The sequence below is a fragment of the Bradyrhizobium sp. PSBB068 genome (genome assembly GCA_016839165.1).
GTDB lineage: Bacteria > Pseudomonadota > Alphaproteobacteria > Rhizobiales > Xanthobacteraceae > Bradyrhizobium.
The window spans coordinates 2,171,080-2,195,156 of record CP069300.1; the positions used below are offsets into that span (position 1 = coordinate 2,171,080).

At 65.7% G+C, this 24,077-nt stretch carries 25 protein-coding genes; 9 read left to right on the top strand and 16 right to left on the bottom strand.

The genetic code is table 11. The features are described from left to right. Positions 1–48 precede the first annotated feature (48 nt). On the bottom strand, positions 49–720 hold the full coding sequence (locus JQ507_10035; GenBank protein ID QRI71783.1) for a hypothetical protein: 672 nt from the start codon (positions 718–720) through the stop codon (positions 49–51). Positions 721–1,046: 326 nt separating this feature from the next. On the opposite strand from JQ507_10035, the gene JQ507_10040 reads away from it, so the two are divergent. Then, positions 1,047–1,592: a sigma-70 family RNA polymerase sigma factor gene (locus tag JQ507_10040; protein QRI73274.1), complete on the top strand. Its 546-nt coding sequence runs from the start codon at positions 1,047–1,049 to the stop codon at positions 1,590–1,592. Positions 1,593–1,594: 2 nt separating this feature from the next. Next, positions 1,595–2,233, top strand: coding sequence for a DUF1109 domain-containing protein (locus JQ507_10045; GenBank protein ID QRI71784.1), 639 nt, complete (start codon positions 1,595–1,597; stop codon positions 2,231–2,233). 16 nt (positions 2,234–2,249) lie between these two features. Here the strand turns inward: JQ507_10045 and JQ507_10050 are convergent, their stop codons facing one another. Beyond that, positions 2,250–3,356, bottom strand: coding sequence for a DUF2336 domain-containing protein (locus tag JQ507_10050; GenBank protein ID QRI71785.1), 1,107 nt, complete (start codon positions 3,354–3,356; stop codon positions 2,250–2,252). 61 nt (positions 3,357–3,417) lie between these two features. After that, positions 3,418–4,566: a GGDEF domain-containing protein gene (locus JQ507_10055; protein QRI73275.1), complete on the bottom strand. Its 1,149-nt coding sequence runs from the start codon at positions 4,564–4,566 to the stop codon at positions 3,418–3,420. 418 nt (positions 4,567–4,984) lie between these two features. Here JQ507_10055 and JQ507_10060 point away from each other — a divergent pair, with 418 nt between their 5' ends. The 4 genes from JQ507_10060 (at position 4,985) to JQ507_10075 (ending at position 9,028) form a co-directional block, all read left to right on the top strand. Then, positions 4,985–5,554: a sigma-70 family RNA polymerase sigma factor gene (locus JQ507_10060; GenBank protein ID QRI71786.1), complete on the top strand. Its 570-nt coding sequence runs from the start codon at positions 4,985–4,987 to the stop codon at positions 5,552–5,554. Further along, positions 5,554–6,306 carry a hypothetical protein gene (locus tag JQ507_10065; GenBank protein QRI73276.1) on the top strand — a complete coding sequence of 251 codons (753 nt, stop codon included), beginning with the start codon at positions 5,554–5,556 and terminating at the stop codon, positions 6,304–6,306. Before JQ507_10060 ends, JQ507_10065 begins: the two co-directional genes overlap by 1 nt. 38 nt (positions 6,307–6,344) lie before the next feature. Next, positions 6,345–8,003, top strand: coding sequence for a S8 family serine peptidase (locus JQ507_10070; GenBank protein ID QRI71787.1), 1,659 nt, complete (start codon positions 6,345–6,347; stop codon positions 8,001–8,003). Positions 8,004–8,533: 530 nt separating this feature from the next. Further along, positions 8,534–9,028, top strand: a complete 495-nt coding sequence (locus tag JQ507_10075) for a TIGR03809 family protein (protein QRI71788.1) — start codon at positions 8,534–8,536, stop codon at positions 9,026–9,028. An 80-nt stretch (positions 9,029–9,108) separates the two neighbouring features. Here the strand turns inward: JQ507_10075 and JQ507_10080 are convergent, their stop codons facing one another. Continuing rightward, a complete protein-coding gene (locus JQ507_10080; protein QRI71789.1) occupies positions 9,109–10,479 on the bottom strand; it encodes a TIGR03808 family TAT-translocated repetitive protein in 1,371 nt (456 codons plus the stop codon). Between the two features lie 341 nt (positions 10,480–10,820). Between JQ507_10080 and JQ507_10085 the strand changes: the two genes are divergently transcribed. Further along, positions 10,821–12,485, top strand: a complete 1,665-nt coding sequence (locus JQ507_10085; protein ID QRI71790.1) for a thiamine pyrophosphate-binding protein — start codon at positions 10,821–10,823, stop codon at positions 12,483–12,485. 11 nt (positions 12,486–12,496) lie between these two features. Next, positions 12,497–13,267 (top strand): glucose 1-dehydrogenase, encoded by a 771-nt coding sequence (locus JQ507_10090; GenBank protein ID QRI71791.1) that lies wholly within the window; start codon positions 12,497–12,499, stop codon positions 13,265–13,267. Here the strand turns inward: JQ507_10090 and JQ507_10095 are convergent. After that, positions 13,252–13,941 carry a pyroglutamyl-peptidase I gene (locus tag JQ507_10095; GenBank protein ID QRI71792.1) on the bottom strand — a complete coding sequence of 230 codons (690 nt, stop codon included), beginning with the start codon at positions 13,939–13,941 and terminating at the stop codon, positions 13,252–13,254. The two genes, JQ507_10090 and JQ507_10095, sit on opposite strands and share 16 nt — an antisense overlap. After that, the gene (meaB, locus tag JQ507_10100; protein ID QRI71793.1) at positions 13,938–14,930 is read right to left on the bottom strand and encodes a methylmalonyl Co-A mutase-associated GTPase MeaB; all 993 of its coding nucleotides are present in this window, start codon (positions 14,928–14,930) and stop codon (positions 13,938–13,940) included. The genes JQ507_10095 and meaB overlap by 4 nt, the downstream gene beginning before the upstream one ends. A gap of 165 nt (positions 14,931–15,095) precedes the next feature. Between meaB and JQ507_10105 the strand changes: the two genes are divergently transcribed. Continuing rightward, the gene (locus tag JQ507_10105) at positions 15,096–15,575 is read left to right on the top strand and encodes an SRPBCC family protein (protein QRI71794.1); all 480 of its coding nucleotides are present in this window, start codon (positions 15,096–15,098) and stop codon (positions 15,573–15,575) included. A gap of 6 nt (positions 15,576–15,581) precedes the next feature. On the opposite strand, the gene JQ507_10110 is transcribed toward JQ507_10105, so the two are convergent. The 10 genes from JQ507_10110 to JQ507_10155 form a co-directional block, all read right to left on the bottom strand. Then, positions 15,582–16,382: a DUF3298 domain-containing protein gene (locus tag JQ507_10110; GenBank protein QRI71795.1), complete on the bottom strand. Its 801-nt coding sequence runs from the start codon at positions 16,380–16,382 to the stop codon at positions 15,582–15,584. Positions 16,383–16,419: 37 nt separating this feature from the next. Further along, a complete protein-coding gene (scpA, locus tag JQ507_10115; GenBank protein ID QRI71796.1) occupies positions 16,420–18,576 on the bottom strand; it encodes a methylmalonyl-CoA mutase in 2,157 nt (718 codons plus the stop codon). Further along, positions 18,573–18,722 carry a hypothetical protein gene (locus tag JQ507_10120; protein QRI71797.1) on the bottom strand — a complete coding sequence of 50 codons (150 nt, stop codon included), beginning with the start codon at positions 18,720–18,722 and terminating at the stop codon, positions 18,573–18,575. Before JQ507_10120 ends, scpA begins: the two co-directional genes overlap by 4 nt. Before the next feature lie 49 nt (positions 18,723–18,771). After that, entirely contained in the window at positions 18,772–19,242 is a 471-nt protein-coding gene (locus JQ507_10125) for a GFA family protein (protein ID QRI71798.1), read from the bottom strand. After that, positions 19,239–21,113: a methylmalonyl-CoA mutase small subunit gene (locus JQ507_10130; GenBank protein ID QRI71799.1), complete on the bottom strand. Its 1,875-nt coding sequence runs from the start codon at positions 21,111–21,113 to the stop codon at positions 19,239–19,241. Before JQ507_10130 ends, JQ507_10125 begins: the two co-directional genes overlap by 4 nt. A gap of 107 nt (positions 21,114–21,220) precedes the next feature. Then, positions 21,221–21,712: a 2-amino-4-hydroxy-6-hydroxymethyldihydropteridine diphosphokinase gene (gene folK / locus JQ507_10135; GenBank protein QRI71800.1), complete on the bottom strand. Its 492-nt coding sequence runs from the start codon at positions 21,710–21,712 to the stop codon at positions 21,221–21,223. Positions 21,713–21,716: 4 nt separating this feature from the next. Next, the gene (gene folB, locus JQ507_10140) at positions 21,717–22,097 is read right to left on the bottom strand and encodes a dihydroneopterin aldolase (protein QRI71801.1); all 381 of its coding nucleotides are present in this window, start codon (positions 22,095–22,097) and stop codon (positions 21,717–21,719) included. Beyond that, positions 22,094–22,951, bottom strand: coding sequence for a dihydropteroate synthase (folP, locus tag JQ507_10145; protein ID QRI71802.1), 858 nt, complete (start codon positions 22,949–22,951; stop codon positions 22,094–22,096). Before folP ends, folB begins: the two co-directional genes overlap by 4 nt. Before the next feature lie 99 nt (positions 22,952–23,050). Then, positions 23,051–23,458: a DUF4332 domain-containing protein gene (locus tag JQ507_10150; GenBank protein QRI71803.1), complete on the bottom strand. Its 408-nt coding sequence runs from the start codon at positions 23,456–23,458 to the stop codon at positions 23,051–23,053. A 55-nt stretch (positions 23,459–23,513) separates the two neighbouring features. Then, the gene (locus tag JQ507_10155; GenBank protein QRI71804.1) at positions 23,514–23,879 is read right to left on the bottom strand and encodes a DUF2267 domain-containing protein; all 366 of its coding nucleotides are present in this window, start codon (positions 23,877–23,879) and stop codon (positions 23,514–23,516) included. Between the last annotated feature and the right edge of the window lie 198 nt (positions 23,880–24,077).

Consider the following 24,077-nt stretch of genomic DNA (forward strand, 5'->3'; position numbering starts at 1 on the left):
GAAACGAGGCTTCGGGCCGCGGTGCGGCGCTACCCTGCGCCGCAGCCGCTAGGCCATGAACATGCGCGCGGCGGAAGCCACCGTGAGCAGGGCGCCGAACCCGATGAAGATCTTCCCGATCAGCGAGGTCTGGTCCAGGCTCGCGCTGTCGCTGCTCGCGAGGACCGGGGCCGGCTTGGGCGCTGCGACGGCGGCGGGCGGCGACGACGCGGGCGCCTCCTGCTGGGCGGTCTGCGGCTGAGCCGGTTGCGGCTGCTCCTGCTGCAGGGCCCGGTCGAGGTCGTTGAGCTGGTCCGATGCGACCACGCTGCCGTCGGGCTGCGCGTCGGCGGGCTTGTCGGAGGCGGCCATCACCGGATTGACGCTGGCGGGCGGGGGGCTCGCATTGCCGTCGCCGGAGGTCAGCTCCGCATTGGCATTGGCGACCGTGGCCGGCATGCCGACCGACGTCACGCTGCCGGCATCCTTGCCGGCGGCCTTCTTGCTCTCGGATTTGTCGGCCGGCCTGTCAGCGGATTTGGAGGAGCTGTGACGCGCGTGGCGCCGGACATGCCGCGAACTCTGCTGTGCGGACTTGTCGGTCGTTGCGTTGTCGGATTTCGCTGCGGATGCGTCCGAACCGGCCGCATGCGCCGGCAATGGAATGGCAAGACAGATAGCGAACCCGGTCAGCCCCGTCGCAACCATCAAGGCCAAGTGCCGGCTGGCTTTGATCTTCATTCTGATGATCTCCCCATTTCGCCCGTTCCAAAGCCGAAATGAGACCCTGCTGCGTGTCCACACCGGGGCAAAAAAAGGGAATCTTCGGGCCTCAAGGGGCAAAAGCTGGGCAATTTCCGTCCCGGCGGGTGATCGGTGGCAGCTCCCCGATGCTTGTCGGACCGATCGGTGTTATGAGCCGTGGCGTCTGGGAAACCCGCCGGAATGATTCTGGGGCCGATCTCCCGGCGCGGCCTAGCCGGAGATCGCGATCACGTGTTCGTGATGTCCTCGGTTGGTCGCGTAACGAACTGAAAGATCGGCCGAATTGCTATTCAGGAGCCTGCGTGCGCGAACGTGAGGATGAATGGACCGACCTGATGCGGTTGGCCATTTCTGGCGATGACGCAGCATATCATCGGCTGCTCAAGGCCATCACGCCGGTCCTCCGCGCCGCAGCGCGACGTGGCCTGGCGCGCGCGGGACAACCGGTCGATCAGTCCGAGGACATCGTGCAGGACATCTTGTTGGCGGTGCATTTGAAGCGACAGACTTGGGACACCAGCGCGCCGTTCGCGCCGTGGCTGTTCGCGATCGCGCGCAACAAGCTGATCGACGCGCTGCGCCGTCGCGGCAAGCGCATCTTCGTCAATATCGATGACTTCGCCGAGACGCTGCCGGGGGAAACGCCGGAGCCGACGGCATCGCCCGGTGAGGTCACCGCCCAGTTGCAGGCCTTGCCCGCGCGTCAGCGCGACGTGCTGCAATCGATCGCGGTCGACAGCGCCTCGATCAAGGACACCGCGGCGAAATTCTCGATGACCGAAGGTGCGGTGCGGGTCGCGCTGCATCGTGGACTTGCGAGCCTCACCGAGAAATTACGGGATCGTTGAGCATGGATACCGATCAACTCATTCGAACCCTTGCCGCCGACAATGCCTATCGCGCGCGCCCGATCGGTCTTGCGCTGATGCTGGCGCTGCTGGCGGCGGCGCCGGTCTCGCTCTTGATCTTCTTCGCCGAACTCGGCGTGCGGCCCGACGTGATGACCGCAATGCATAATCCGTTCTTCGACCTGAAGTTCGCGGTGACGCTGGCGCTCGCCGCCTCGGCGATCGCGGTCAGCCTGCATCTGTCGCGGCCGGAAGCCTCGCTGCGCAGCTTCGGCTGGTGGCTGCTGATTCCCGCCGGCATCCTCGTTGCCGCGATCAGCGGCGAGATGATGATGCCGCAGCGCACGCCGATGATGACGCGCCTGATCGGCAAGAATTCGATGGCGTGCATGACCGCGATCCCCGCGATGTCGTTGCCGTTGCTGATCGGCGCGCTGTACGGGCTCAGACAAGGTGCGCCGGCGCGGCCGGCGGTCGCCGGCGCGGTGGCCGGCTTGCTCTCGGCAGGGCTCGCGGCAACCGTCTATGCGTCGCATTGCACGGATGACTCGCCGCTGTTCGTCGCCACCTGGTACACGTTGGCGACCGCGATCGTCGCGAGCGTCGGCGCGCTGATGGGAAAGCGGGCGCTCAGGTATTGACCGATTGGAGCCCGGATCAGGCCGCGGGCGCGGATTGCTGCATGCGATGGAAGCGCAGCACCTGCTGCGCGGTCGATGGCCGCAGCCGCTCATAGGTATCCTTGCAGGCCTGCAAGTCGGTCGGCTCGCCGCCCGAGATGTCGTCGCGCAGATTGATGATCGATCGCACCGTCGACCATGACAGGCCCGACACCTTGGCCAGGATCATCACGCCCTCGGCGCGGGTTTCGATCATCATGTTCTCGGCGACGCTGACCGAGACATTGGCGAGCGCGGCAAGCGAGGCATTGGTCTCGTCGAACTTGCCGGCCTCGGCGAAGGCCGCAAGCTGGAACTCGTCGAGCCGGCCGTCCTGGTAGAGCGACTTGACCAGCGCATGTGCGATCGTGGTGTCCGGCGTGACGCCGGCGGGCGCCGAGCGCGCGCGCCGCGTCGCTTCCTTCACCGCGATCGGAATCTCCTTGGCCTGCTGCGGATTGGCGGCCTCGAGCCGCTGCCTGACGGCGTCCGAGGCCTTGGCGACCAGCTTGAGATAGAGATGTCGCGGGATGTTCGGGCGCAGGCCGACGCAGGTCGACAGATTGTCGTCGCCCTCGGCGCGGCTGACCAGACGGGTGAAACCGCGCTCGGTGAACTCCGCGCCGGGATTGTTGACCGCGCTCTGGATCACCTCGTCGTTGCCGCGCAACACAAGCACGTCGGTGACGGCGCCGCTCAGCGTCTTCCGGTTCGAAATCGCGAGCAGGTGCGCCTGACTCTTGCTGCGCGCCGTCTCGATCAGGGTGTCGTCGTCGAGCCGCGGCGACAGCGTCAGCACGGGGCCTGCGACCTCGATCAGGTCGTCGAATGCCAGGGTGCGGATGGTCTGCGGGGGCGCGGTGTCGATCGGGGCGAGGCGGTTGGCGAGCAGCGCCTTGGCCGAGTTTTCGATGTGTTCGAGCAGGCATTGGAACACGTCGTCGAACAGCACGATCTGCTCGTTCGAATAGTTCACCGAGCCGTTGATGAAGAGGTCGGTCACCCGGCGCAGCGTCTCGACACGGCGTGCGACGGTGCCGTGCGCGAGCGTCGTCTGCAACTCGTCGAGCAGGCTTTCGGGTGCGGTCTCGGGCTTCAAACTCATGACTCTGTCCTGGAGCGGTGGCGACGGATTCTCCGGCGCCGAATATGAAAATGAAAGGGTGTCAGGCGCTGGCGATGCGGTTGCGTCCTCTCGCCTTGGCCGCGTAAAGCGCGCCATCGGCGCGGGCGAGCAATGTGTCGGAGTTTTCGTGCGGCTTGAGCGTCGTGACGCCTGCGGAGATCGTCACCCGCATGCCCGGCGAAAATGCGCTCCAGTCGAGATCGGCGATGATCGCGCGCAGCCGCTCGAGCGCGCGCATCGCCTGATCCTGCGACAGGTCGGGCAGCACCAGCAGGAATTCCTCGCCGCCATAGCGGCCGAAGCGGTCGATGCTGCGGAGATTGGCGAACATGCCGATGGCGAAGGTGCGCAGCGCCTCGTCGCCGATCGGATGACCGTAGATGTCGTTGATGCGCTTGAAATGGTCGAGGTCGATCAACGCCACGGCGCAGGAACTGCCGTTGCGGGCGCAGCGCGCGATCTCGTCCTCGAGGGTGCGCATGATGCTGCGGCGATTGGAGGTGCCGGTCAGCTCGTCGAGCTCGGCGAGCTCCTCGATGCGCCGATAGGCCTCCTTCAGCTTCTTTCCGCCCTGGTACAGTGACTGCTGCATCGAGCTCGACAAGATGCCGAGATACATGCAGCGCCCGATCGTCAGCGCGAATACCAGCATGGTGGCGAGACGGTCGATCCGGGAGCCGGTCGGCATCCCGATCTCCTTGTCGGTTCCGAGGAACAGCGCGGCGAGGCCCAGCACCATGATGGTCCAGACGACAGCGGTTTGCCGCGCCGAGGTACGCAGCGCACCGAAGCTGAACACCACGAACAGGTTGCAGAGGAACAGCACGCCGACTTCCGGCGCGATGTAGGTGAACACCAGCAGGTTCACCATGTTGACGGCCGATTGCGGCGCGACCAGATAGTGGTCGCGGAAGCGCTCGTGAAAGCCGCGCTCCGAGAGCAGGACATAGACCGCGACGAGGGAGAGGCCGGTCAGGGCATAGCTCGCCGCCACCAGGATCGACGTGGTGCCGGCATGCGCGTAGATCATCAGGACGACGGCATCGAGCACGAAGCAGGCGCCGATCATTGATTGGATCTGGCGGCGCTGCCTCGCTCGGCGCGCCAGGCGCTCGACCGTCAACCTGGGACGGCCGCTTTCCGATGCGCCCGCGGTCTGGCTGGGAAGTGAAGACGCAGCGCTGCCCATGGTCTCGCCATTGGTGAAATCCGGCGAAAATCTACGTGGGAAAGCCTTTAGGTTTGGTATCTTTTGAAACCGAATCTGCTCCGATGGAACCCGGTCATCACCCTTGTTTCGTAAGGGAAATCCGCTCGCCGATCGGGGGCGGGAGCGAGCGCGTCGGGGGCTTGCGCCGACGCCGGCTGCGCAACGGCGCTGGCGTGCCGGCAAAGCCTTGGTATGGTCGCGCAGCATGGCGCGAGTCCGCGAGAGTTTTCGCTATTATGATACCGTTTGTCGAGCCTCCGGCGATTTTTCCTCCTTGGGATCGCCGACTGTGTCATAGGTCACACATGCGGTCCGCACATTGCCGTAATGTGAAGAATCTTGGCTCTCGCGTCGAACCACGCACCACCCCCCTCAGACCAACTTTGCGAGACGGCCATTGAGCGCGACACAGGCGGCTTCAGACGAGGTTCTGATCGCTCGGATCGCTCAAGGCGACCGGCTCGCCATGCAGGTGCTGTACGGACGGCATCATGTCAGGGTGTACCGCTTCGGGCTTCGGCTCGTGCGGGACGAACAGGTGGCGGAGGACCTCATCAGCGAGGTCTTTCTGGACGTGTGGCGTCAGGCGGGCAAGTTTGAGGGACGATCCGCCGTTTCAACCTGGCTTCTGGCGATTACCCGGTTCAAGGCGTTGTCTTCGCTACGGCGAAGGAAAGACGCCGAACTGGACGATGAGGCCGCGAACGCGATCGAGGATACGTCCGACGATCCGGAAACGGTAGTGCAGAAGAAGGACACCGGCGCGACGCTGCGTAAGTGCCTGACGGGACTATCAGCGGAACACCGGGAGATCGTCGACCTTGTCTACTATCACGAGAAATCCGTGGAAGACGTCGCTGAGATCGTCGGGATTCCGGAGAACACCGTGAAGACGCGCCTGTTCTATGCACGCAAGAAACTTGCCGAGTTGCTGAAGGCAGCCGGTGTCGAGCGAGGTTGGCCATGATGGCTGCGAGCAACAAGAAAGTGCAGGGTCAAGAACCTGACGATGTCGAGATGCTGCTGCCCTGGTATGCGGCCGGCACGCTCAACGCGCGCGACGCGCGCCGCGTCGAGGATGCACTCGCTTCCGATCCGGAACTGGCCCGGCAATATGCCGTCATCCGCGACGAATATGCCGAGACCATCGGCCTCAATGAGAGCCTCGGTGCGCCCTCGGCGCGCGCCATGCAGAAGCTGTTTGCCGCGATCGATGCCGAGCCGGAGCGCAAGCCGTCCGCAGGTGCACGCATGTCGGCCTCGATCTCGGAGTTCTTTTCCAAATTGTCGCCGCGGACGCTCGCCTGGTCGTCCAGCCTCGGCGCGCTCGTGGTGCTGTTGCAGGCGGGCGTGATCGGCGCGGTGCTGATGCGCAGCCCGCCCGCCTCGTTCCAGACCGCGTCGCTCGATGTCGCCGAACAACGCAGCGCGCCGAGTGCGGCCATTGCACCATCCAGCCCGGCACCCAGTGCGCCGATCACTCGCGACCTTGGTGCCAGCATATCGGCCGCGCCGACGCGGCTGTTGGTGCGCTTCACGCCGGATGCCCGAATCTCCGACATCACGTCGCTGCTCGACAATTACCAGGCCTCGATCGTCGACGGTAAGGCCGGCATGTTCCGATTGCAGTTCCGCGCGATGGACAAGGACGGCGTCGCGGCGCTGATCGCCCGTTTGCAGAGAGAGAAGATCGTCAGCCTCGCGGTGGAGACGCCGTAAAACAGGCGGCTGACGATCTGCGCCGATTTGAGGTCATCATGACCGCCAACGGCCGGACCCGATCAACGAACCGAGCGACCGTCGCGGCCGCGGCGTTGCTGCTGGTCTGTGTTGCCGGTTCGGCCTACGCCCAAAGTTTCATGCGATCACCGATCGGCGGCGGGGTCTCGGCTGGGCCGCGGATCAATCCGGGCATCGGCAGGCCCGGTGGCAGCGCCGCCGGCGGGCCGCCGCTCTCGGCGGACCGTGGCCCGCCTGCGTCCTGGACCGACGAGGGCCCACGATCGGGAATGCGACCGCCCGATGCACGCTACGCACCCCGCCTCTCCTCCGGCTGCGACAATGCTGACCGCGGCCAATGCGCCGACCGGCCGGTTGCCAGCAACGGCAGCGGCAAGGGCGCCGCGAGGAAGGGCAGGGCCGGCGGTGGCGGCATCCGCGCACAGGACGTGGCGGGCACGCGAACCGTGCCGAACGAACTCGTGGCGGAAATCGACGGCATCCTGACCGAGGCCCAAGCCGACGCGCTGGCGCGCCGCCACGGCCTGAGACGGATCGCCTCGCAGAACATCCCGCTGCTGGGGGCGACCATCGGCCTGTTCCGCATCGCCGGCAATCGCTCGGCCGATGCCGTGAGCCGCGAATTCGCAAACGATGGCAGCGTCCGCTCGGTGCAGCCGAACTACCGGTACGCGCTGCAGGACCAGCGCGCGGCATCAGGCGGCAATGATCCGGCGCAATATGCGCAGGCGAAGCTGCATCTGCCCGAGGCGCACAGGCTGGCGCGCGGGATGAATGTGACTATTGCCGTCATCGACTCCGGCATCGACGCAGCCCATCCGGAATTGGCCAACACCGTCGCGGATACATTTGATGCGCTCGGCAGCAAGGATGGCCCACATGCCCACGGCACCGCCATCGCCGGCGCAATTGCCGCGCGGGTCAGGCTGACGGGAAGCGCGCCGGAAGTGCGGATCCTGGCGATCCGCGCCTTTGGCGTGGTTGGCGGCGGCGCCGAGAGCACCTCCTATGTGATCCTCAGGAGCCTCGACTACGCGGTGGCGCATGGCGCGCAGATCGTGAACATGAGCTTTGCCGGGCCGAAAGACGCACTTGTCGGGCGCGCGGTGGCCGCCGCTGCGGCGAAGGACGTCATGCTGGTCGCCGCGGCCGGCAATGCCGGCCCGACATCGCCGCCGCTGTATCCGGCCGCTTATCCCGACGTGATCGCGGTGAGCGGTATCGATGCCGGCGACCGACTGATGGCGGCGTCGAACCGCGGCAGCCATATCGCGCTGGCGGCGCCGGGCGCGGACATCCTCGTGCCGGTGCCGGACGGCAAATATCAGCTGATGTCGGGCACTTCCTTTTCGGCCGCGTTCGTCAGCGGCATCGCGGCGCTGGTGCTGGAGCGTGGTCCGGCATTGAAGCCCGCCGAGGTGCGACGGATCCTGACCGGCACGGCCCGCGATCTCGGGGCGCCTGGACGCGACGATCTGTTCGGGGCCGGGGAGGCCGACGCGCTCGCCGCGGTGATGGCCGCGGCCAATGCTCCGGTTGCAGCGGCCACGGACAAACTGCCGCAGCCCGCGCCGACGCCGGACGGCAATAACACTTCCGTGAGCCGCGCGTTGAATGAAGCCGCGCCCTCGATCGCATCGGAGTTTTCCGCTGCAAATCGCGGCGCCGCACGGTGATTTTCGTCGCCGGACGCCTGCAGCGGTGCGATGGAACCGGGCGGCGAAAAGGTTAAAAAAATCGCCGGCGATTTGAACGTCCGCCTTGCTCTCACGACTTATGTGTGTGGGAGCGGTTTATCCCTCCCCGGCTATATCAGGCGCGAGCGCCCATCCACCCCAAGCGCCCATATGGCTTTGACCCGTCCGGTTGTCCCCCCGGACGGGTCTTTCATTTGTGGGGTACCTTGCACGACCGACCGGCCGAGCGTGGTCCCGGCACTGCGCGATCGCGACAGCTGCGATCGTTTGCTGTGGATGATTTGGCTGCGCCGCGTCCGCCAGCGATGCGCATCGCCGTCATGCAAGTCGATGACTTGACGACGGTTCGAGCAAGAAACTCCGTAGTAGAGCGGACTTCTCCCATCGCCCGTCGCCGATTAAGAATTTAGTTAGACTTTATTTACCTTTTCCACAGAATATCAGCGTCACGTCCAGTTGATTCGGTTCGGTTGCGTCTGCGTCCGTTTCTTTCCCTGCGGGCAAGTTCAATGACACATCGGACCGACGTGGCCAGAGGCCAGGAGATCGTTGCACGCTGGTGCAACCTCGCCGAGCAAAGGCTGGAACACCTTACCGAACTTTTCGAGACCGGACGTTGGCGCCGCTATCACAGCGAGCAGGCCTTCCTCGAGAACATCAGGGAAGCCCGGGCCGCGGTCGATATCTGGCGGGAATTGCTGACCCGCGAAGCCTCGCTCGACAATTCGCCAATCGACCTGTCCTGGCTCGGCCGTGGCAAGTCGAAGCTGCCGCCGCCCGATCTCTCGCCGATGCCTCAGCGCCGCGCGGAAGCCGCGACCTTGGCGCAGGCCGCGATGACCGCAGTCGCGGCCGCGCTGGAAACCGCCGCCGAGGTGCTCGAGCAGCCGCCCGTTGTCGCCGACGCGCCGTCGCTGGAGATGCCCCCTCCGGTGATGCCGCCGCCGGTGCTTGATCTCGACACCATCCAGCGACGCTACCCGCTGCTGCGCAACGCGCTGTAGGTATTTGGCATGATCTCCGCGCAAACGCGTTCCGCGTTTGTCGCGCGGGAAAACCGCTTCGCGTTTTTCCGGATCATGCTCTAGCGCCGCACCGCGTTGGCGCCGACCACGAGCTGCGCATATTGCTGGGCGCCGCCAGCCGACAGGTCTGAGGTAACGGGGCGGGCATGGTCGAGCCCGACCACTGCGCCGCCCGGGGTTTCCGAGATCATGTTGTTGTTGATCAGCGCGGAGCCTGCGCCCGGCACCACCGAGACGCCGATCCCGACGAAAGCCTTGCGCACGACATTGCCCGATATCGCGACGTCGCGCAGGTACTTGCCCCAGCCGGCGACGATGCCGAAAGTCGGCGCGTTCTCGATCACATTGCCGGTGACGGTGCTGTCCGCCTCGACATAGATGCCGATGCCGGCGCCGTCGTTCGGGTCGGTGCCGACAGGGCGCTTCGGCAACAAATTGCGGATGATGTTGCCCTGGACCACCGCGATGCGCCCGCCCTCGTTGAAATTGCATACGGAGACGCCGATCGCGGCGCCGTCGACCGTGTTGTTGGCGATGACAGCGGCCTCGAACGAGAACTCCGAATAGAGCGCGACCTCGCGCACATTGCTGACGCTGTTGTCCGTGATGTGGATGTTGGAGGCCGAATTGCCGCGCACCGCCGAGAAGTCGCAATTGCTGATGCGGTTGCCGCGCACGATCACATTGCCGGCGCGGAAGGCGTTGATGGCATTGCCGTACTGTCCGGAGCCGCCGGGGCCGGCCTTGATGTCCTCGATGCGGTTGTCGGCGACGATCGAGCCGTCGTCGCCGATCGCGCTGCGCAGGATCTCGATGCCGTTGTCGTTGGTGCCCTTGATGGTGTTGCGCGCGACCATCAGGCCGAGCGCGTCGAACGACACCAGTGCAGTCGACGCGATGCCGGTGAAGACATTGTTGCTGACGTCGCCCGACATCTGCTCGAACCAGATGCCGCTGCCGCCGCTGGCCATGAACTGGCAATCAGTGATGCGGATGTCGCGGCCGGCCAGGCAATGCACGAGGCCGCGCCGCGTCGGCAGCGGGACGTTGCCGCCGTCGAAGGACAGGCCCATCAGGACGATGCCGCCGGCGCCTTCGGCCTCCAGCAGCGAGGCACCGCCGTTGAACACCAGCCGGCTGGCGCCGCGCACGCCGATCAACTGGCTGCCGGGCGCCAGTCGCAACAGCCCGGTGCGGTAGACCCCGGGCGGGAACGCGAGCGGCACCTGCGCGCGCGCGGCGTCATCGATCGCGCGCTGCAGGTTGCGGGTCTGGTCCTCGGGGCTGCCGGGGCGAACGCCGTAGTGCGTGACGTCGCGGCCGAGCGAGCCTGTGGATTGCGCGGCAGGCGCAGCGTCCGGCGACAACGCAAGCGCGCCGGCGACGCCGGCGGCGGATGCTCCGATCAGATGACGGCGGTTGACGTCCATGGGCATGGCCCTCGCAACATTCGCGAGCGGTGACGTTCGCGCCCGATACGTACCGCGAAACGCGGCGCGGCATGGTGAACACGCCGACGCAGCAAGGCGATTGTTGGCGGTAGGGTTAACTCCCGGTGCAGCCGGCTCAAATTGTCAAACGGCGATCGCGATTGGGGATGGGGAACAGTTCCGTATCCTCGCGACATGTCCGAAGCGTCGCGTCGCCTCGTCCAAAGCCATGCAGAAGACGCAGCGTGCCGCGCGGACACGAACTGTCTCGCGCGGTTGCCACGGGCCGCTCCCCGGCCGATGATCCGCAAAACAAGTCAGAGCCGATCGAGAGGAAACGAATGCGCGGGCGTCGTGTACTGATGGAATCGTTCGTGTCGCATGGCGTGCGTCATATCTTCGGCAATCCCGGCACCACGGAAACACCGCTGCTCGACAGCCTGCCGGCATTTCCGCAACTCGAATACATCATGGCGCTGCATGAAGGCGTCGCCGTCAGCGCCGCCAGTTTCTACGCGCAGGCGGCGAGGCGCGTCACCGTTGCCAATTTGCACGTCGCTCCCGGCCTTGGCAACGGCATCGGCTCGCTCTACGGCGCGTTGAAGGCAGGTTCGCCCGTGGTGGTGACAGCGGGCCAGCAGGACACGCGGATGCGGCTCAAGAACCCGCTGCTCGGCCACGATCTCGTGGCAATGGCGGCACCGGTGACCAAGTGGAGCGTGCAGATCGAGCGCGCCGACGAGATCGCACCGATCATGCGGCGCGCGTTCAAGGTCGCGACCGACGCGCCGCAGGGGCCGGTATTCGTGTCGCTGCCGATCGACGTCCTGGAACAGGAAACCGTGGTCGACGCCTCGACGCCGGACAATCTATGGCGATCGACGCGTCCTGATCCGGCAGGCATCGATGCGCTGGTCGCGCTGCTGCTGAAGTCGAAAAATCCGGCCATCGTCGCCGGGGACGACGTGGCGCGATCCGGCGGCGAAGAGGCGTTGGTGGCGCTGGCGGAGGCGATCGGCGCCACTGTCTGGTTCGAAGGGCTGCGCCATCACGCGCCGTTCCCGACCAGCCATCCGAGCTACCGTCAGTCGGTCCCGGGCGATGCCCGCCAGGTGCGGAAGGCGCTCGGCGATACCGATCTCGTGCTGCTGATCGGCGGTCCGTTCTTCGAGGACATCTGGTTTGCGCCGGGCGGCCACATTCCCGACGGCGCGGCCTTGCTGCAGATCGAGGCGTCGGCCGAGCGGCTCGCGCTCAACAACCGGCTCGATGCCGGCATCGTCGGTGACATCGCCGTCAGCCTCGGCGCGTTGACGGACGCGTTGCGCGCAAAGGCTGGCGCGGCGTTCAGGGATGCCGCGCAAGGCCGCAATGCCATGCTGGCCGAATTGCAGCGGAAAGAGAAAGACGCCTATCGCGCCCGCGTCGAGAAAGGCTGGGACCGCGAGCCGAGCTCGATGCCGCGCGTCACCGCGGAACTCCGTCGCGGACTTCCGGATGATGTCGTGATCGTCGATGAAAGCATCACGGCCAGTCTCGATCTCGCGCGGGCCTTCGACTATCGCGGCTTCGGCGATTATTTCGGCGGCCGCGGCGTCGGCATCGGGCAGGGCCTCGCCGGCGCGATCGGCGTCAAGGTCGCGATGCCGGACCGTCCGGTTGTCGCCATCTCCGGCGACGGCTCGGCGATGTACGCGATCCAGGCACTGTGGACGGCCGCGCACCACAAGCTTGCGATCGTGTTCGTGGTGCTCGCGAACCGCGAGTACCGCATTCTCAAGCACAATGTGGACGTCTGGCGTCAGAATTTCGAAGCCAGCACCCAGCATCCCTATCAGAACATGGATATCACCGGTCCGGCGCTCGACTTCGTGCATCTTGCCGCCGGGATGGGCGTCGAGGCCGTCAGGGTCGAGAAGGCCGACGAGATCGCCGCCGCAGTTGCCAAGGCTGTCGCGACCCGGCGGCCGTACCTCGTCGAGATCGCAATCGAGGGAAAGCGCTAGAGGAGCTTTTGATGACAGGCATGCTGGACGGCAAGGCCGCGTTGGTCACGGGTGGTGGGTCTGGCATCGGCCGGGCAACGGCGATTGCGATGGCGCGCGAAGGCGCGCGCGTGGCGGTGTCCGATCTCTCTAAGGAGGGCATCGACGAGACGGTCGCGCTGATCAACGCCGCCGGCGGCCAGTCGATCGCGATCCAGGGCGACGTGACCGACGAGGCCGATGTCGCGAACATGGTGGCGCGCACGGTGTCGGCGTTCGGGCGCATCGACTGCGCGTTCAACAATGCCGGCGTTGCCGGGCGCTCGGTCGGCCCGCCCGGCCAGCGCATCCATGAGCTCACGCAGCCCTCGGTGGCGAAGATGTTTTCGGTGAATCTGATGGGCGTGTTCCTGTGCCTGAAATACGAGATCGCGCAGATGCTGAAGCAGGGTGACGGCGGCGCGATCGTCAACACGGCCTCGATCGCCGGGCTGGTCGGCCTCGCCACCTCGGCCCACTATGTCGCGACCAAGCACGGCGTCGTCGGGCTGACCAAGTCTGCGGCGATCGAGTACGCCCAGGACGGTATTCGCGTGAACTGCGTCAATCCCGGATACATCAAAACGCCCATGACCAGGGAGACGATGGACGAACGCTACGACGAGATCATCGCCAAGGTCCCCGTGCGTCGCCTGGGCGTGCCCGAGGAAATCGCCGAAGCGGTCGTCTGGATGTGCTCGGACAAGGCCTCTTTCATGACCGGCGCATCGCATGTGATCGACGGCGGCTACAGCGCTGCCTGATACGCGCGAGCAGTCCGATCCGCATCGCTCACGCGCGTGGCCTGCCGGGTCAGTTTCACCAGCTCCAGCAGCATGGCCTCGCCGGCATCGACCAGCTGCTCCAGCGTGATGGATGACCTTCCGGTCGCCGCCGTGCCATCATGGGCCAGCGGCGGAACGTGGATGAATTGCGCGAGGCGGAGGTCGTTGCTGCCGTTCACGGCCTCGATCGCGCGCCAGCTCAGATAGTTGCAGAGATAGCTGCCGGCATCGCGCGACAGCCGCGCATCGATGCCTGTGGCCAGCGCCGCGCGCAGCAGTCTTTCGCTGTGCGGCCCGAACATCATCGCGTCGGCGCCGCCAGCGATCGATCCCGTGCGTGCATGCTGGCGGCCGGCATCGGGAAAGCGTGTGGTCACCGCGTTGCGGGCGCGGCTTTCGATCCGTAGATGCGCGGTGCGGCCGGCGAGGCCGAACATCAACAGCGCCTGCGGGCGACGCGTTGCGATCAGCTCCGGCAATTCTCGATCGACGGCCGCGTAGGTGACATCGAAGATATGGCTGGTCAGCGCAATGTCGTCGAAGGCGGGGCGGCGCAGGGCGGTCAGCCGCTTCACCAGCGGCATGGTCGGATTGAATGGCGCGCCCGGGAACGGGCCGAAGCCCGTGAGCAGGATGCGCGGCTTGCCGCTCAATGCAGCATCTCCGCGATCTGTTCGGCGGCGACCGCGGGCGAGATGCGGCCGGCGGCGACCTCGGCCTCCATCTTCTTCACCTTGGCGCGGATCGCGGCGTCCGAGCGTAGCCGCGCCATCATCCGGCTCTCCAGCATCGACCACATCCATTTCACCTGCTGCTCCCTGCGGCGGGCCGCGAACTCGCCCGAGGCGTTCATCGCGGTGCGGTGATCGAGGATCTTCTGCCAGAGCCTGTCGAGCCCGGCGCCGGTCAGCGCGGAATAGGTCTCGACCGGCGGATGCCAGTGCTCGGAGCGCGGCGCGAGGATATGCAGCGCGCTGCGATAGTCGGCGGCGGCGAGGTTGGCGCGCTTGAGGTTGTCGCCATCGGCCTTGTTGATCGCGATCATGTCGGCGAGCTCGACGAGGCCCTTCTTGATGCCCTGCAACTCGTCGCCGGCTCCCGGCAGCATCAGCGCCAAAAAGAAGTCGGTCATGTCGCAGACAGCGGTCTCGGACTGGCCGATGCCGACGGTCTCGACCAGCACGACGTCGAAGCCGGCGGCCTCGCAGAGCAGCATCGCCTCGCGGGTCTTCGCCGCGACGCCGCCGAGCGTACCCGAGGACGGCGAGGGCCGGATAAAAGCCTGATCGGAGACGGCAAGCCGCGCCATCCGGGTCTTGTCGCCGAGGATCGAGCCGCCGGTGCGCGCCGAGGAGGGATCGACCGCCAGCACCGCAACCTTGTGGCCGCGCTCGATCAGGAACATGCCGAGCGCATCGATGGTGGTGGACTTGCCAACCCCGGGCGAGCCGGTGATGCCGACCCGCACCGCCTTGCCGGTGTCGGGCAGCAGCGCCTGCACCAGCTCGCGCGCGGAGGCCTGGTGATCGCCGCGCCGGCTCTCCACCAGCGTGATCGCCCGCGCCAGCGCGGCGCGGTGGCCGGCGCGGAGGTCCTTGGCGAGGGCGGCGATGTCGGGAGAGGCGGGCTTCGAGGCGATCATGGGCCTTGGTTTACAACGGCCGGCGGTTGCAGGCGAGGGCCGTGTCCCGGTCATCCCGTACCGATTGCGCGATCGGAAATCGGGTGGGCGGTCCCGGCGCGTTGCGCGATATCCGGGGCATGTTCCGCCACCATCGCGGACCAGATTTTCCTTCCGGAGCCTGCCATGAGCCAAGCCTACTACAGCGCCGTCCTTGATCATCCGCTCGATACCGTGTGGTCGTTGATCCGCGACTTCAACAATTATCCCGCCTATATCGAGGGCGTCAGCGAAAGCGTGATCGAGGACGACAAACGCGGCGACGAGGTCGGCGCGGTCAGGCGCTTCTGTTATCTCGGGCTCTGGGTCAGGCAACGCCTTGCCGGTCACTCGGACACGCAGCATTCGCTAACCTATGCCAGCATCGAGCCGCTGCCATTTTTGGCGGAGGTTAGTTCGGACGCGCCGCAGCCGACCCACTACGAGGGCACGATGCATCTGCTGCCGGTCGTTGAGGGCAACCGCACCTTCATCGAATGGTCGGTCAAGCTCGACACCGCGCCTGGTGACGCGGATCGCTGGCAGGTTCAGTTCCAGGACTGGATTCCGGATTGGACCAATTCATTGGTGAGGGCGCTGGCGCGCCATCAGGCCGAAGCGCGTTGAAACCCGTTACTGCGGTTCGTCCGCATCGCCCTTCGGCCGGGCGCCTGTAAAAATCCTTGTGCCTTCCGGTGTAAGATAAGGCTTCAGCGCCTCCCACGGCACGAAGATCACGTACTGGCCCTCGGCATAGGGACCGACGGCATAGGGTGGGTAGTGAAAGGTGAGGCCGGAGCTCTTGCCGGCTTCAGTCGACGGCGCCAGCGTGACGGCGCCGATCTTGAGCAGGGTCGGCTTCAGCTCCTTGTACCATTCGGCGGTTGCGGTCTCGCCGGTGCCGCGCCGCTTTTTCTCGGCGTTCAGCGCAGCGACGATGGCCTTGCGCATCGCCGTCAGGGTCGGGCCGTTGTCCGCGGTCTCGGTGAAGAAGGGACGGATGCTGATGCGCTTCTTCTCCGTTGTATCCCACAGGATGGTGTTGACGTCGGAGTTCGGATGCGCGCCCAGCGTGTTCACGTAGTCGTCGCGCAGCACGCTGACATAGCGGCCGTCGACGACCGAGCGCACCGAATATTTGCGCTCGAATGAATAGCCGCCGCGCTCCTTGAACAGCTCGGGCTCCTGCTTGCGATCGGTCGCCGCCTCCGCGGCGTTCTTGTCGATCCACTTCCTGCCCTCGGCGAGGCAATCGGCCGCCAGCGCGCCATCGGCCTTGATCTTGTCGTCGAGATAGACGCTGGCCTCGATGCTCGGATTCTTGATCGTGGCGTCGGGCTTCGGATCGGCGGCACGCGCCGTAAGGCAGAGGCAAGCCAGCAGGCCGGCAAGACCAATGATGCGGACAGGCGTCATCAAGCGAGCGGCGCGCATGGAAAACTCCAGGTGGGAGAGGGCAGGCGCGGCAGCGTTACTCCGCCGCCTCGCTATGGCCGAGCCGGGTGTTGAGCTTGTGGATCAGCTCCTCGGCGGCCTCGGAGATCACGGTGCCGGGGGGGAAGATCGCCTCGGCGCCCGCGGCATACAGCGCGTCGTAATCCTGCGGCGGCACCACGCCGCCGATGATGATCATGATGTCCTCGCGGCCGTGCTTCTTCAGTGCGGCCTTCAGTTCCGGCACCGCGGTGAGATGGGCCGCGGCGAGCGAGGAGACGCCGAGGATGTGGACATCGTTCTCGACCGCCTGCCGCGCGGCTTCGTCCGCGGTTGCGAACAGCGGTCCGATATCGACGTCGAAGCCGACGTCGGCGAAGGCCGACGCGATCACCTTCTGGCCGCGGTCATGGCCGTCCTGGCCGATTTTTGCCACCAGGATGCGCGGGCGGCGGCCCTCGGCCTCCTCGAACGCATCGATCAGGGCCTGCACTTTTTCGACCTTGTTGGACATGGTCGCTGCCTCTCGCTTGTAGACACCGGTGATGGACTTGATTTCGGCGCGGTGGCGGCCGAACACCTTTTCCATCGCGTCCGAAATCTCGCCGACGGTGGCCTTGGCGCGCGCGGCGTCGATCGCCAGCGCCAGCAGATTGCCATTGCCTTCATCGGCCGAGCGGGTCAGCGCGGCCAGCGCCGCGTCGACGTCCTTCTGGTTTCGTTCCTTCTTCAAGCGGCCGAGCTTGTCGATCTGCAAGCGCCGCACGGTGGAGTTCTCCACCTTGAGCACGTCGATCGGCTTCTCGTTCTTCGGCTTGTACTTGTTGACGCCGATCACCGCCTGGCGACCGGCATCGATCCGCGCCTGGGTCTTGGCGGACGCCTCCTCGATGCGCAGCTTGGGCACGCCTGCCTCGATCGCCTTGGCCATGCCGCCGAGTTCCTCGACCTCCTGTATGTGGCCCCAGGCCTTGGCGGCGAGGTCACGGGTCAGCCGCTCGACATAATAGGAGCCGCCCCAGGGATCGATGATGCGGTTGGTGCCGCTCTCCTGCTGCAGAAACAGCTGCGTATTGCGGGCGATGCGCGCGGAGAAGTCGGTCGGCAGCGCCAGCGCCTCGTCGAGCGCGTTGGTATGCAGCGACTGGGTGTGGCCTTGGGTTGCCGCCATCGCCTCGATCGTGGTGCGCATCACGTTGTTGAACACGTCCTGCGCGGTCAGCGACCAGCCCGAGGTCTGGCAATGCGTGCGCAGGCTGAGCGAGCGTGGGTCCTTCGGGTTGAATTGCTTGAGCAGCTTGGCCCACAGCAGCCGCGCCGCGCGCATCTTGGCGACTTCCATGAAGAAGTTCATGCCGATCGCCCAGAAGAAGGAAAGGCGGGGCGCAAAACGATCGACGTCGAGGCCGGCGGCCAGGCCCGCGCGCAGATATTCGACGCCGTCGGCTAGCGTATAGGCGAGCTCGAGGTCCTGCGTCGCGCCGGCCTCCTGCATGTGGTAGCCGGAGATCGAAATCGAATTGTATTTCGGCATCCGCTGCGAGGTATAGGCGAAGATGTCGGAGATGATCCGCATCGATGGTGCCGGCGGATAGATGTAGGTGTTGCGCACCATGAACTCTTTCAGAATGTCGTTCTGAATGGTGCCCGACAGTTTCTCCGGCGGTACGCCCTGTTCCTCGGCGGCGGCGACGAACAGCGCGAGGATCGGCAGCACCGCGCCGTTCATGGTCATCGACACGCTCATCTGGTCCAGCGGGATGCCGGCGAACAGCGTGCGCATGTCGTAGATGGAATCGATCGCGACGCCGGCCATGCCGACGTCGCCGGAGACGCGCGGATGATCCGAGTCATAGCCGCGATGGGTGGCGAGGTCGAAGGCGACCGACAGGCCCTTCTGTCCGGCCGCAAGGTTGCGGCGATAGAACGCGTTGGAATCCTCAGCCGTGGAGAATCCGGCATATTGCCTGATGGTCCAGGGCTGGTTGACATACATCGTCGGGTAGGGCCCGCGCAGATAGGGCGCGATCCCCGGCCAGGTCTCGAGGAAGTCGATGCCTGCAAGATCGGCCTCGCCGTAGACGGACTTCACCGGAATGCCCTCGGGCGTGAGCCACGGCTCGGCGCTCGCAGCCGGCATCGCCGCGGCGACGGGCTGGAAGGCGACATCGGCGAAATTGGGAATGCGGGTCATTCCTTGGCTTCCTCAAGCTTGCGATTGCGTTCGATCAGTCGCTGTAGATTCTTCTCGGCGGCATTGCGGTGGCAGACGCCGACAAGAAGGTGCATCAATGCCTCGCCGAATATCTGAAGAAGAAATTCGAGGAGAATTTGCAACATGGGCCAATCCTAGCATGATTGGAGCCGGTGATAAGGCAGCGCTACATTGTCAATCATGATCCGGATGCTGGTGGCTGACGATGGTCGCCATCTGCTCCGGTCCGTAATTTTGCATCGTGGTCTGGCTCGGCAGATTGGCGATGCCGACCACCCAGCCGTGGCGGGACTCGGTTCCGAATTGCTGCGTCGGGATCACCCGGTCGGGCCGGTCGAACGCGCCGGTCATGATCTCGATGCGCGGGCCGTCGATCCGGCGGAAGCTGAGCGGCGTGCCGCAGGCGGCGCAGAAGTCGCGCTCGGCGATCGAGGAGGACTTGAACGCCGCCGGCTTGCCGCGGGTCCAGGCGAAATCCTCCTTGTTGATGTCGGCAAAGGAGGCGAACGGCGCGCCGGACGCCTTCTGGCACATCCGGCAGTGACAGATGCTGACGCGGTTCGGCGCCGCGGACACCGCGAAGCGCACGGCGCCGCACTGGCAGCCGCCGGTCAGAACGGGTTTTGCTGGTGCCTCTGCCGTCATGACTGCTCCATCCGCCGATAGGCGTCGCGCAATGTCGCTAGCGCATCACCGCCGGCGAAGACGAACTCACCGATGCCGGCCGCCCGCAGCGCCGCTTCCTGGTCGCCGGGCCGTCCAGCCAGATAGATATGCCTTGCGCCGGCGCCGTGAAGGGCCTTGGCGGCCTCAGCGGCGCTGGCGGCATAGACCTTGTCGGAGGAACAAATGCACGCCATCGCGGCGCCCGAGGCCTTGAACGCCGCGGCCAGCGCCGCCGCGTCGGCAAAGCCCTCGCTGTCGATGGCCTCGATCCCGCCGGTCTCGAAGAAGCTCTTCGCAAAGGTCGCGCGGGCGGTGAAATCCGCCGGCGTGCCGAGATTGGCGAGGAAAATCTTCGGCCGCGCGCCGCGTGCCTTCAGCGCGGCATCCGACTTGTCGCGCAGCGCCTCGAACGGCTCGGCGAGCCGCATCGGTGCGAGGGCGTCGAACCTGATCTTGGCATCGGCCGTCGATCTCGGTGCCGACGGCTTGACGTCAAGCACCGCGAGGATTTCCTCGTGCAAGTTCGGGAATTCACTGGCGCCGGTCAGCACGTCGCGGCGCTTCGCCACGTTGGTCTCGCGCTGCGCCCGCGTCGCCGCGACTTTCGTCTGCAGCAGGCCCTGCTCGAGCGCCGGGAAGATGCCACCAGCCTTCTCGATCTCCTGGAACAGCGTCCACGCCGCCTCGCAGAGCTGCGAAGTCAACGTTTCGATGCCGCCGGCGCCGGCCGCGGGATCTGAGACCTTGGCGAGGTTGGACTCATCGAGCAGCACGAGCTGCGTGTTGCGCGCCACGCGCCGGGCGAAATCGTCGGGCAAGCCCAGCGCCAGCGTGTGCGGCAGCACGGTGATCGCGTTAGCGCCGCCAAGTCCGGCCGCAAACGTTGCGATCGTCGCGCGCAGCATGTTCACGTTGGGGTCGCGCTGGGTCAGCATTCGCCAGGCGGTCTGCGCGTTGACGAAGATCGGCTTCGGCGCGAGGCCGCAGGCCTGTTCGACCCTTGCCGACAAGAGCCGTAGCGCGCGGAATTTTGCCATGGTCAGGAACTGGTCGGCATCGGCGCTGAGCCGGAACGAGATCGCTGCACGTGCCGCGTCGAGATCGAGCCCTGAGGCCTCCAGCATGCGCAGATAGGCCAGCGCCAGCGCCAGCGTGAAGGCGAGTTCCTGCACCTCGGAGCCGCCGGCATCATGCACCGGCCGGCCGTCGGCCAGCACGAACGGCCCCTTGAAGCCGCGCTTGATCAGGCCGTTGACCACCTGCCCGAACGACTTCTCGTAATTGGGCCAGGCGATGGCCGCGGCGCCGCGCACGGCCATGGTGCTGAGCGCCTGATAGTTGAAATGCAGATCGAGCTTGGCCGGGTCGAGCTTGCGGGCCTCGATCATGTCGGCAAACGTCTCGCCGGCGTTCTCGCGCCCGATCACCGGATTGAGCGCGATCATGATGCCGGCGTCGAGATGGACGCCGCCGCAGGCGCGCGCCAGCGTCTTCTTGCTGGCATCAGCCAGACCGAAGCCGCGCGTGCCGGGACCGCCGGCGAATTCGAATTCAAGGCCGGTCGCGCCGTTCTCGAGATCTTCCAGCGCCTGCGCATTGGCTTGCGCGGCATCGGGATGATCGACCCGTTGCAGGATCTGCCAGGGGGTCGCGGCGGCGCGACCCGGAAGCGGACTGGCGTTGGTGGCGCGGCGATAGATCGGATCGATCCTCAGGCCGTCATAGGTCTTGCCGACCAGCTTCTCGAACGGCGCGCCCTTCAGCACGCCGTCGACCAGCTTGCGCCAGTCGTCATAGGTCGCAGCTGGAAAATCCGAAGCCAGAGCCAAATCGTCAGTCGTGGTCGTCATCCGCCCAAATCGTCCTTCGCCGGCCCCGCCAGGGAGCCACTTGATTTGGCCGGAAATTGCCACGGGCGGGCGGCCAAGCCAAACTTTTGTTTGCGGTGGATCGGCGATTAATCGAGGTCCGCAAGGCGGAAAATACCGTCGGTCGAGACGTTTGCCAGCGCATCCGCGACGCGGCGGCCGGCAATGACGCGGTCGGGAACGATCTCGGCCAGCGGCACCAGCACGAAGGCGCGCTCGAACAGCCGCGGGTGCGGCAGCGTCAGTTCCGGCTTGTCGAGTGTGACGTCGTCATAGGCGATCAGGTCGAGGTCGAGGGTGCGCGGCCCCCAGCGCTGCTCGGTCTTGCGGTCGCGGCCGAATTTGGTTTCGATCTTGTGCAGCGTGAACAGCAGCGCATGCGGATCGAGGCTGGTCTCGATCTCGATGCAGGCATTGATGAAGCTGTCCTGCTGCTGATCGCCCCAGGGCGGCGTCGAATAATCCGACGAGCGCGCCACGAGTGCGGCCTGCGTCATGCCGCAGATATTGGCGATCGCCTTGCGAAAGGTCGTGCGGACATCGCCGACATTGCCGCCGAGTGCGATCAGGACGTCGGCCATCAGGTCAACCGTGAGGCAGCGGGTGGCGCGAGCGGGTCAGCACCACGCCGACATCGTCGAAGATCGCGGCGATCGGCGCGTGCGGCTTGTGCACCGTGACCTTGACCGCCCGGACGCGCGGGAAGGTCGCCAGGATGTCCTCGGCCACCGCACCGGCGGCGCGCTCGAGCAGCTTGTAATTGGTGTTCTTGAATGCCGACGTCGCGGTCGCCACCACATTGGAATAGGAGACCGTGTCGGAGAGGCGGTCGGTGCGCGAGGATTCCGAGAGATCGGTGTAGAGCTCGAGGTCGATGACGAAGCGCTGCCCGACCTCGGTCTCGTGTTCCATCACACCGTGGCGAGCATGGATGACGATCCCGGTGATGAAGATCGTGTCGGTCATTGCTTTCCCTCGATTGCCGCGGCGACCCGCAGCGCCTGAACGGTTTCGGCGACGTCATGCGCGCGGATGATGCGGGCGCCGTTCCTTGCCGCGATCAGGTGCGCGGCGAGCGAGCCGCCGATCCGCTGTTGCGGCTCCGAGGGCACGACCGTGCTGATGAAACGCTTGCGCGAGGCGCCGACCAGCACCGGCAGGCGGAACGCGTCGAGCTCGGAGAGCCGCGCCAGTGCGATCATGCTCTGCTCCGGCGTCTTGCCGAAGCCGATGCCGGGATCGAGCACGATCCGGTCGGACGCAATGCCGGCGCGCGCCGCGATCTCAAGCGAGCGTTCGAAGAACGCCGTGATGTCCCGCATGATGTCGATCGAAGGATCGGCACTCTCGCGATTGTGCATGACGATCACCGGCGCGCCGCGTGCAGCGACGACCGGCGCCATGTCGGGGTCGCGTTGCAGGCCCCAGACGTCGTTGGCGATCACGGCGCCCTGGTCGAGCGCCCAGGCCACCACCTCGGATTTCATGCTGTCGATCGAGACCGGCACGCCGAGTGCGATCACCTCGGCCAGCACCGGCTTCAGCCGCGCCAGTTCATCGTCGGCGGTGACCGGCTGCGAGCCATAGGGGCGGGTCGATTCCGCGCCGATATCGATGATGTCGGCGCCCTCGGCAACCAGCCTGCGGGCCTGCGTCAGCGCCTGTTCGGGCGCGACGAACCGGCCGCCGTCGGAGAACGAGTCCGGCGTCACGTTCAGGATGCCCATCACGGCCGGATAGGGCCGCGACAGCAGCGTCGGCAGCACCGCCGATGCGGCCGGGCCGGTCACAACAGATGCTATGGGCTTGGTCGCCGTCATGCGCTGGCTTTGCGCTGGCCGTAACGCCAAGTCAAGGTGTCGCGATGATGGCCGGCCCCGGCAGTGCTGAATGCCGTTAAGGCAGGCTAATGGGGGATGCTAATAGGTGATTTTGGGAGGCAGCTTGCGTGCCTCTTCGATCAGCAACTCGACCGACTTCTCCGATGGCATCACGCGGACGAGCTTTCGGCGCACATTGGCGTCCTTCATGCTCTGTGCCAGCCGCGACGGGTTGCGGTGGGCGAGCTCGCGCACCGTGGTAACGCCGGCGGCGCGGACCAGGCCGACCTTCGCCTTACCCATTCCGGGAATCCGCATATAGTCGGAGATGTTGGCCCATTCGAGCAGTTGTTGTTCGCTGATCCCGGTCTTGGCGGCGAGCGCCTTGCGTCCCTTGACGGTGCGGGCGGCTTCTAGCAGCGCGTCGGTCGTGCGGATTCCCTGTGATTTCAGTTTGGTGGCGCAATAGGCGGACAGGCCTTCGATCTCGGAGAGGGGGTATGTCATGATACTCGTATGCAGGTAGAAGGGAGCGCGCGTGCAAGGGCGTGGGGAGAGTGCTTCAGGCAAACTGGCTGAGGCCCGGCGTCCCCGAGATGATCTCGCCCATTTGATCCGCTCCGATTTTGTCGCGACCGAACCTGAAAAGTTCACGCGCGACGTTCTGAATTTCACTCATGCTCAGGCCAAGCGCCATCAGCCGGGTGCCGACAGCCATCAACCCGCCGCCCATCAACCGCGATAGACCACCGCTGTTGTTGGATGCGGCGATTGCCGCTTCGGCGCCGGGGATTTGGTCGATCAGAACCTGGACTTTGTCGGAAGGTCCCTCGTTACGGAGGAAACCCAGAACGATGCCGATGGTTTTTTCAGCGACAGCGCCGTCGATGCCGGCCTTCGCGGCCAGCTGTCCAACCAGTTCGTCCATCTTGCCCCGCCTCAACCGGACTTTGCCGGATCGTTCTTGAGGATTTATCTTGAGCGCCTGTGTCACGAAATACAAGCGATCCGCGCATTTCAGTTCGTATTCTTTTTCGATCGCGCCGTGACTGTGGCCTCGCTGCAAGAGTGAGCGGCGGATTCACACCATCTTGTCGCAATGCGCAATGCCTTTCGTCACTTTGAC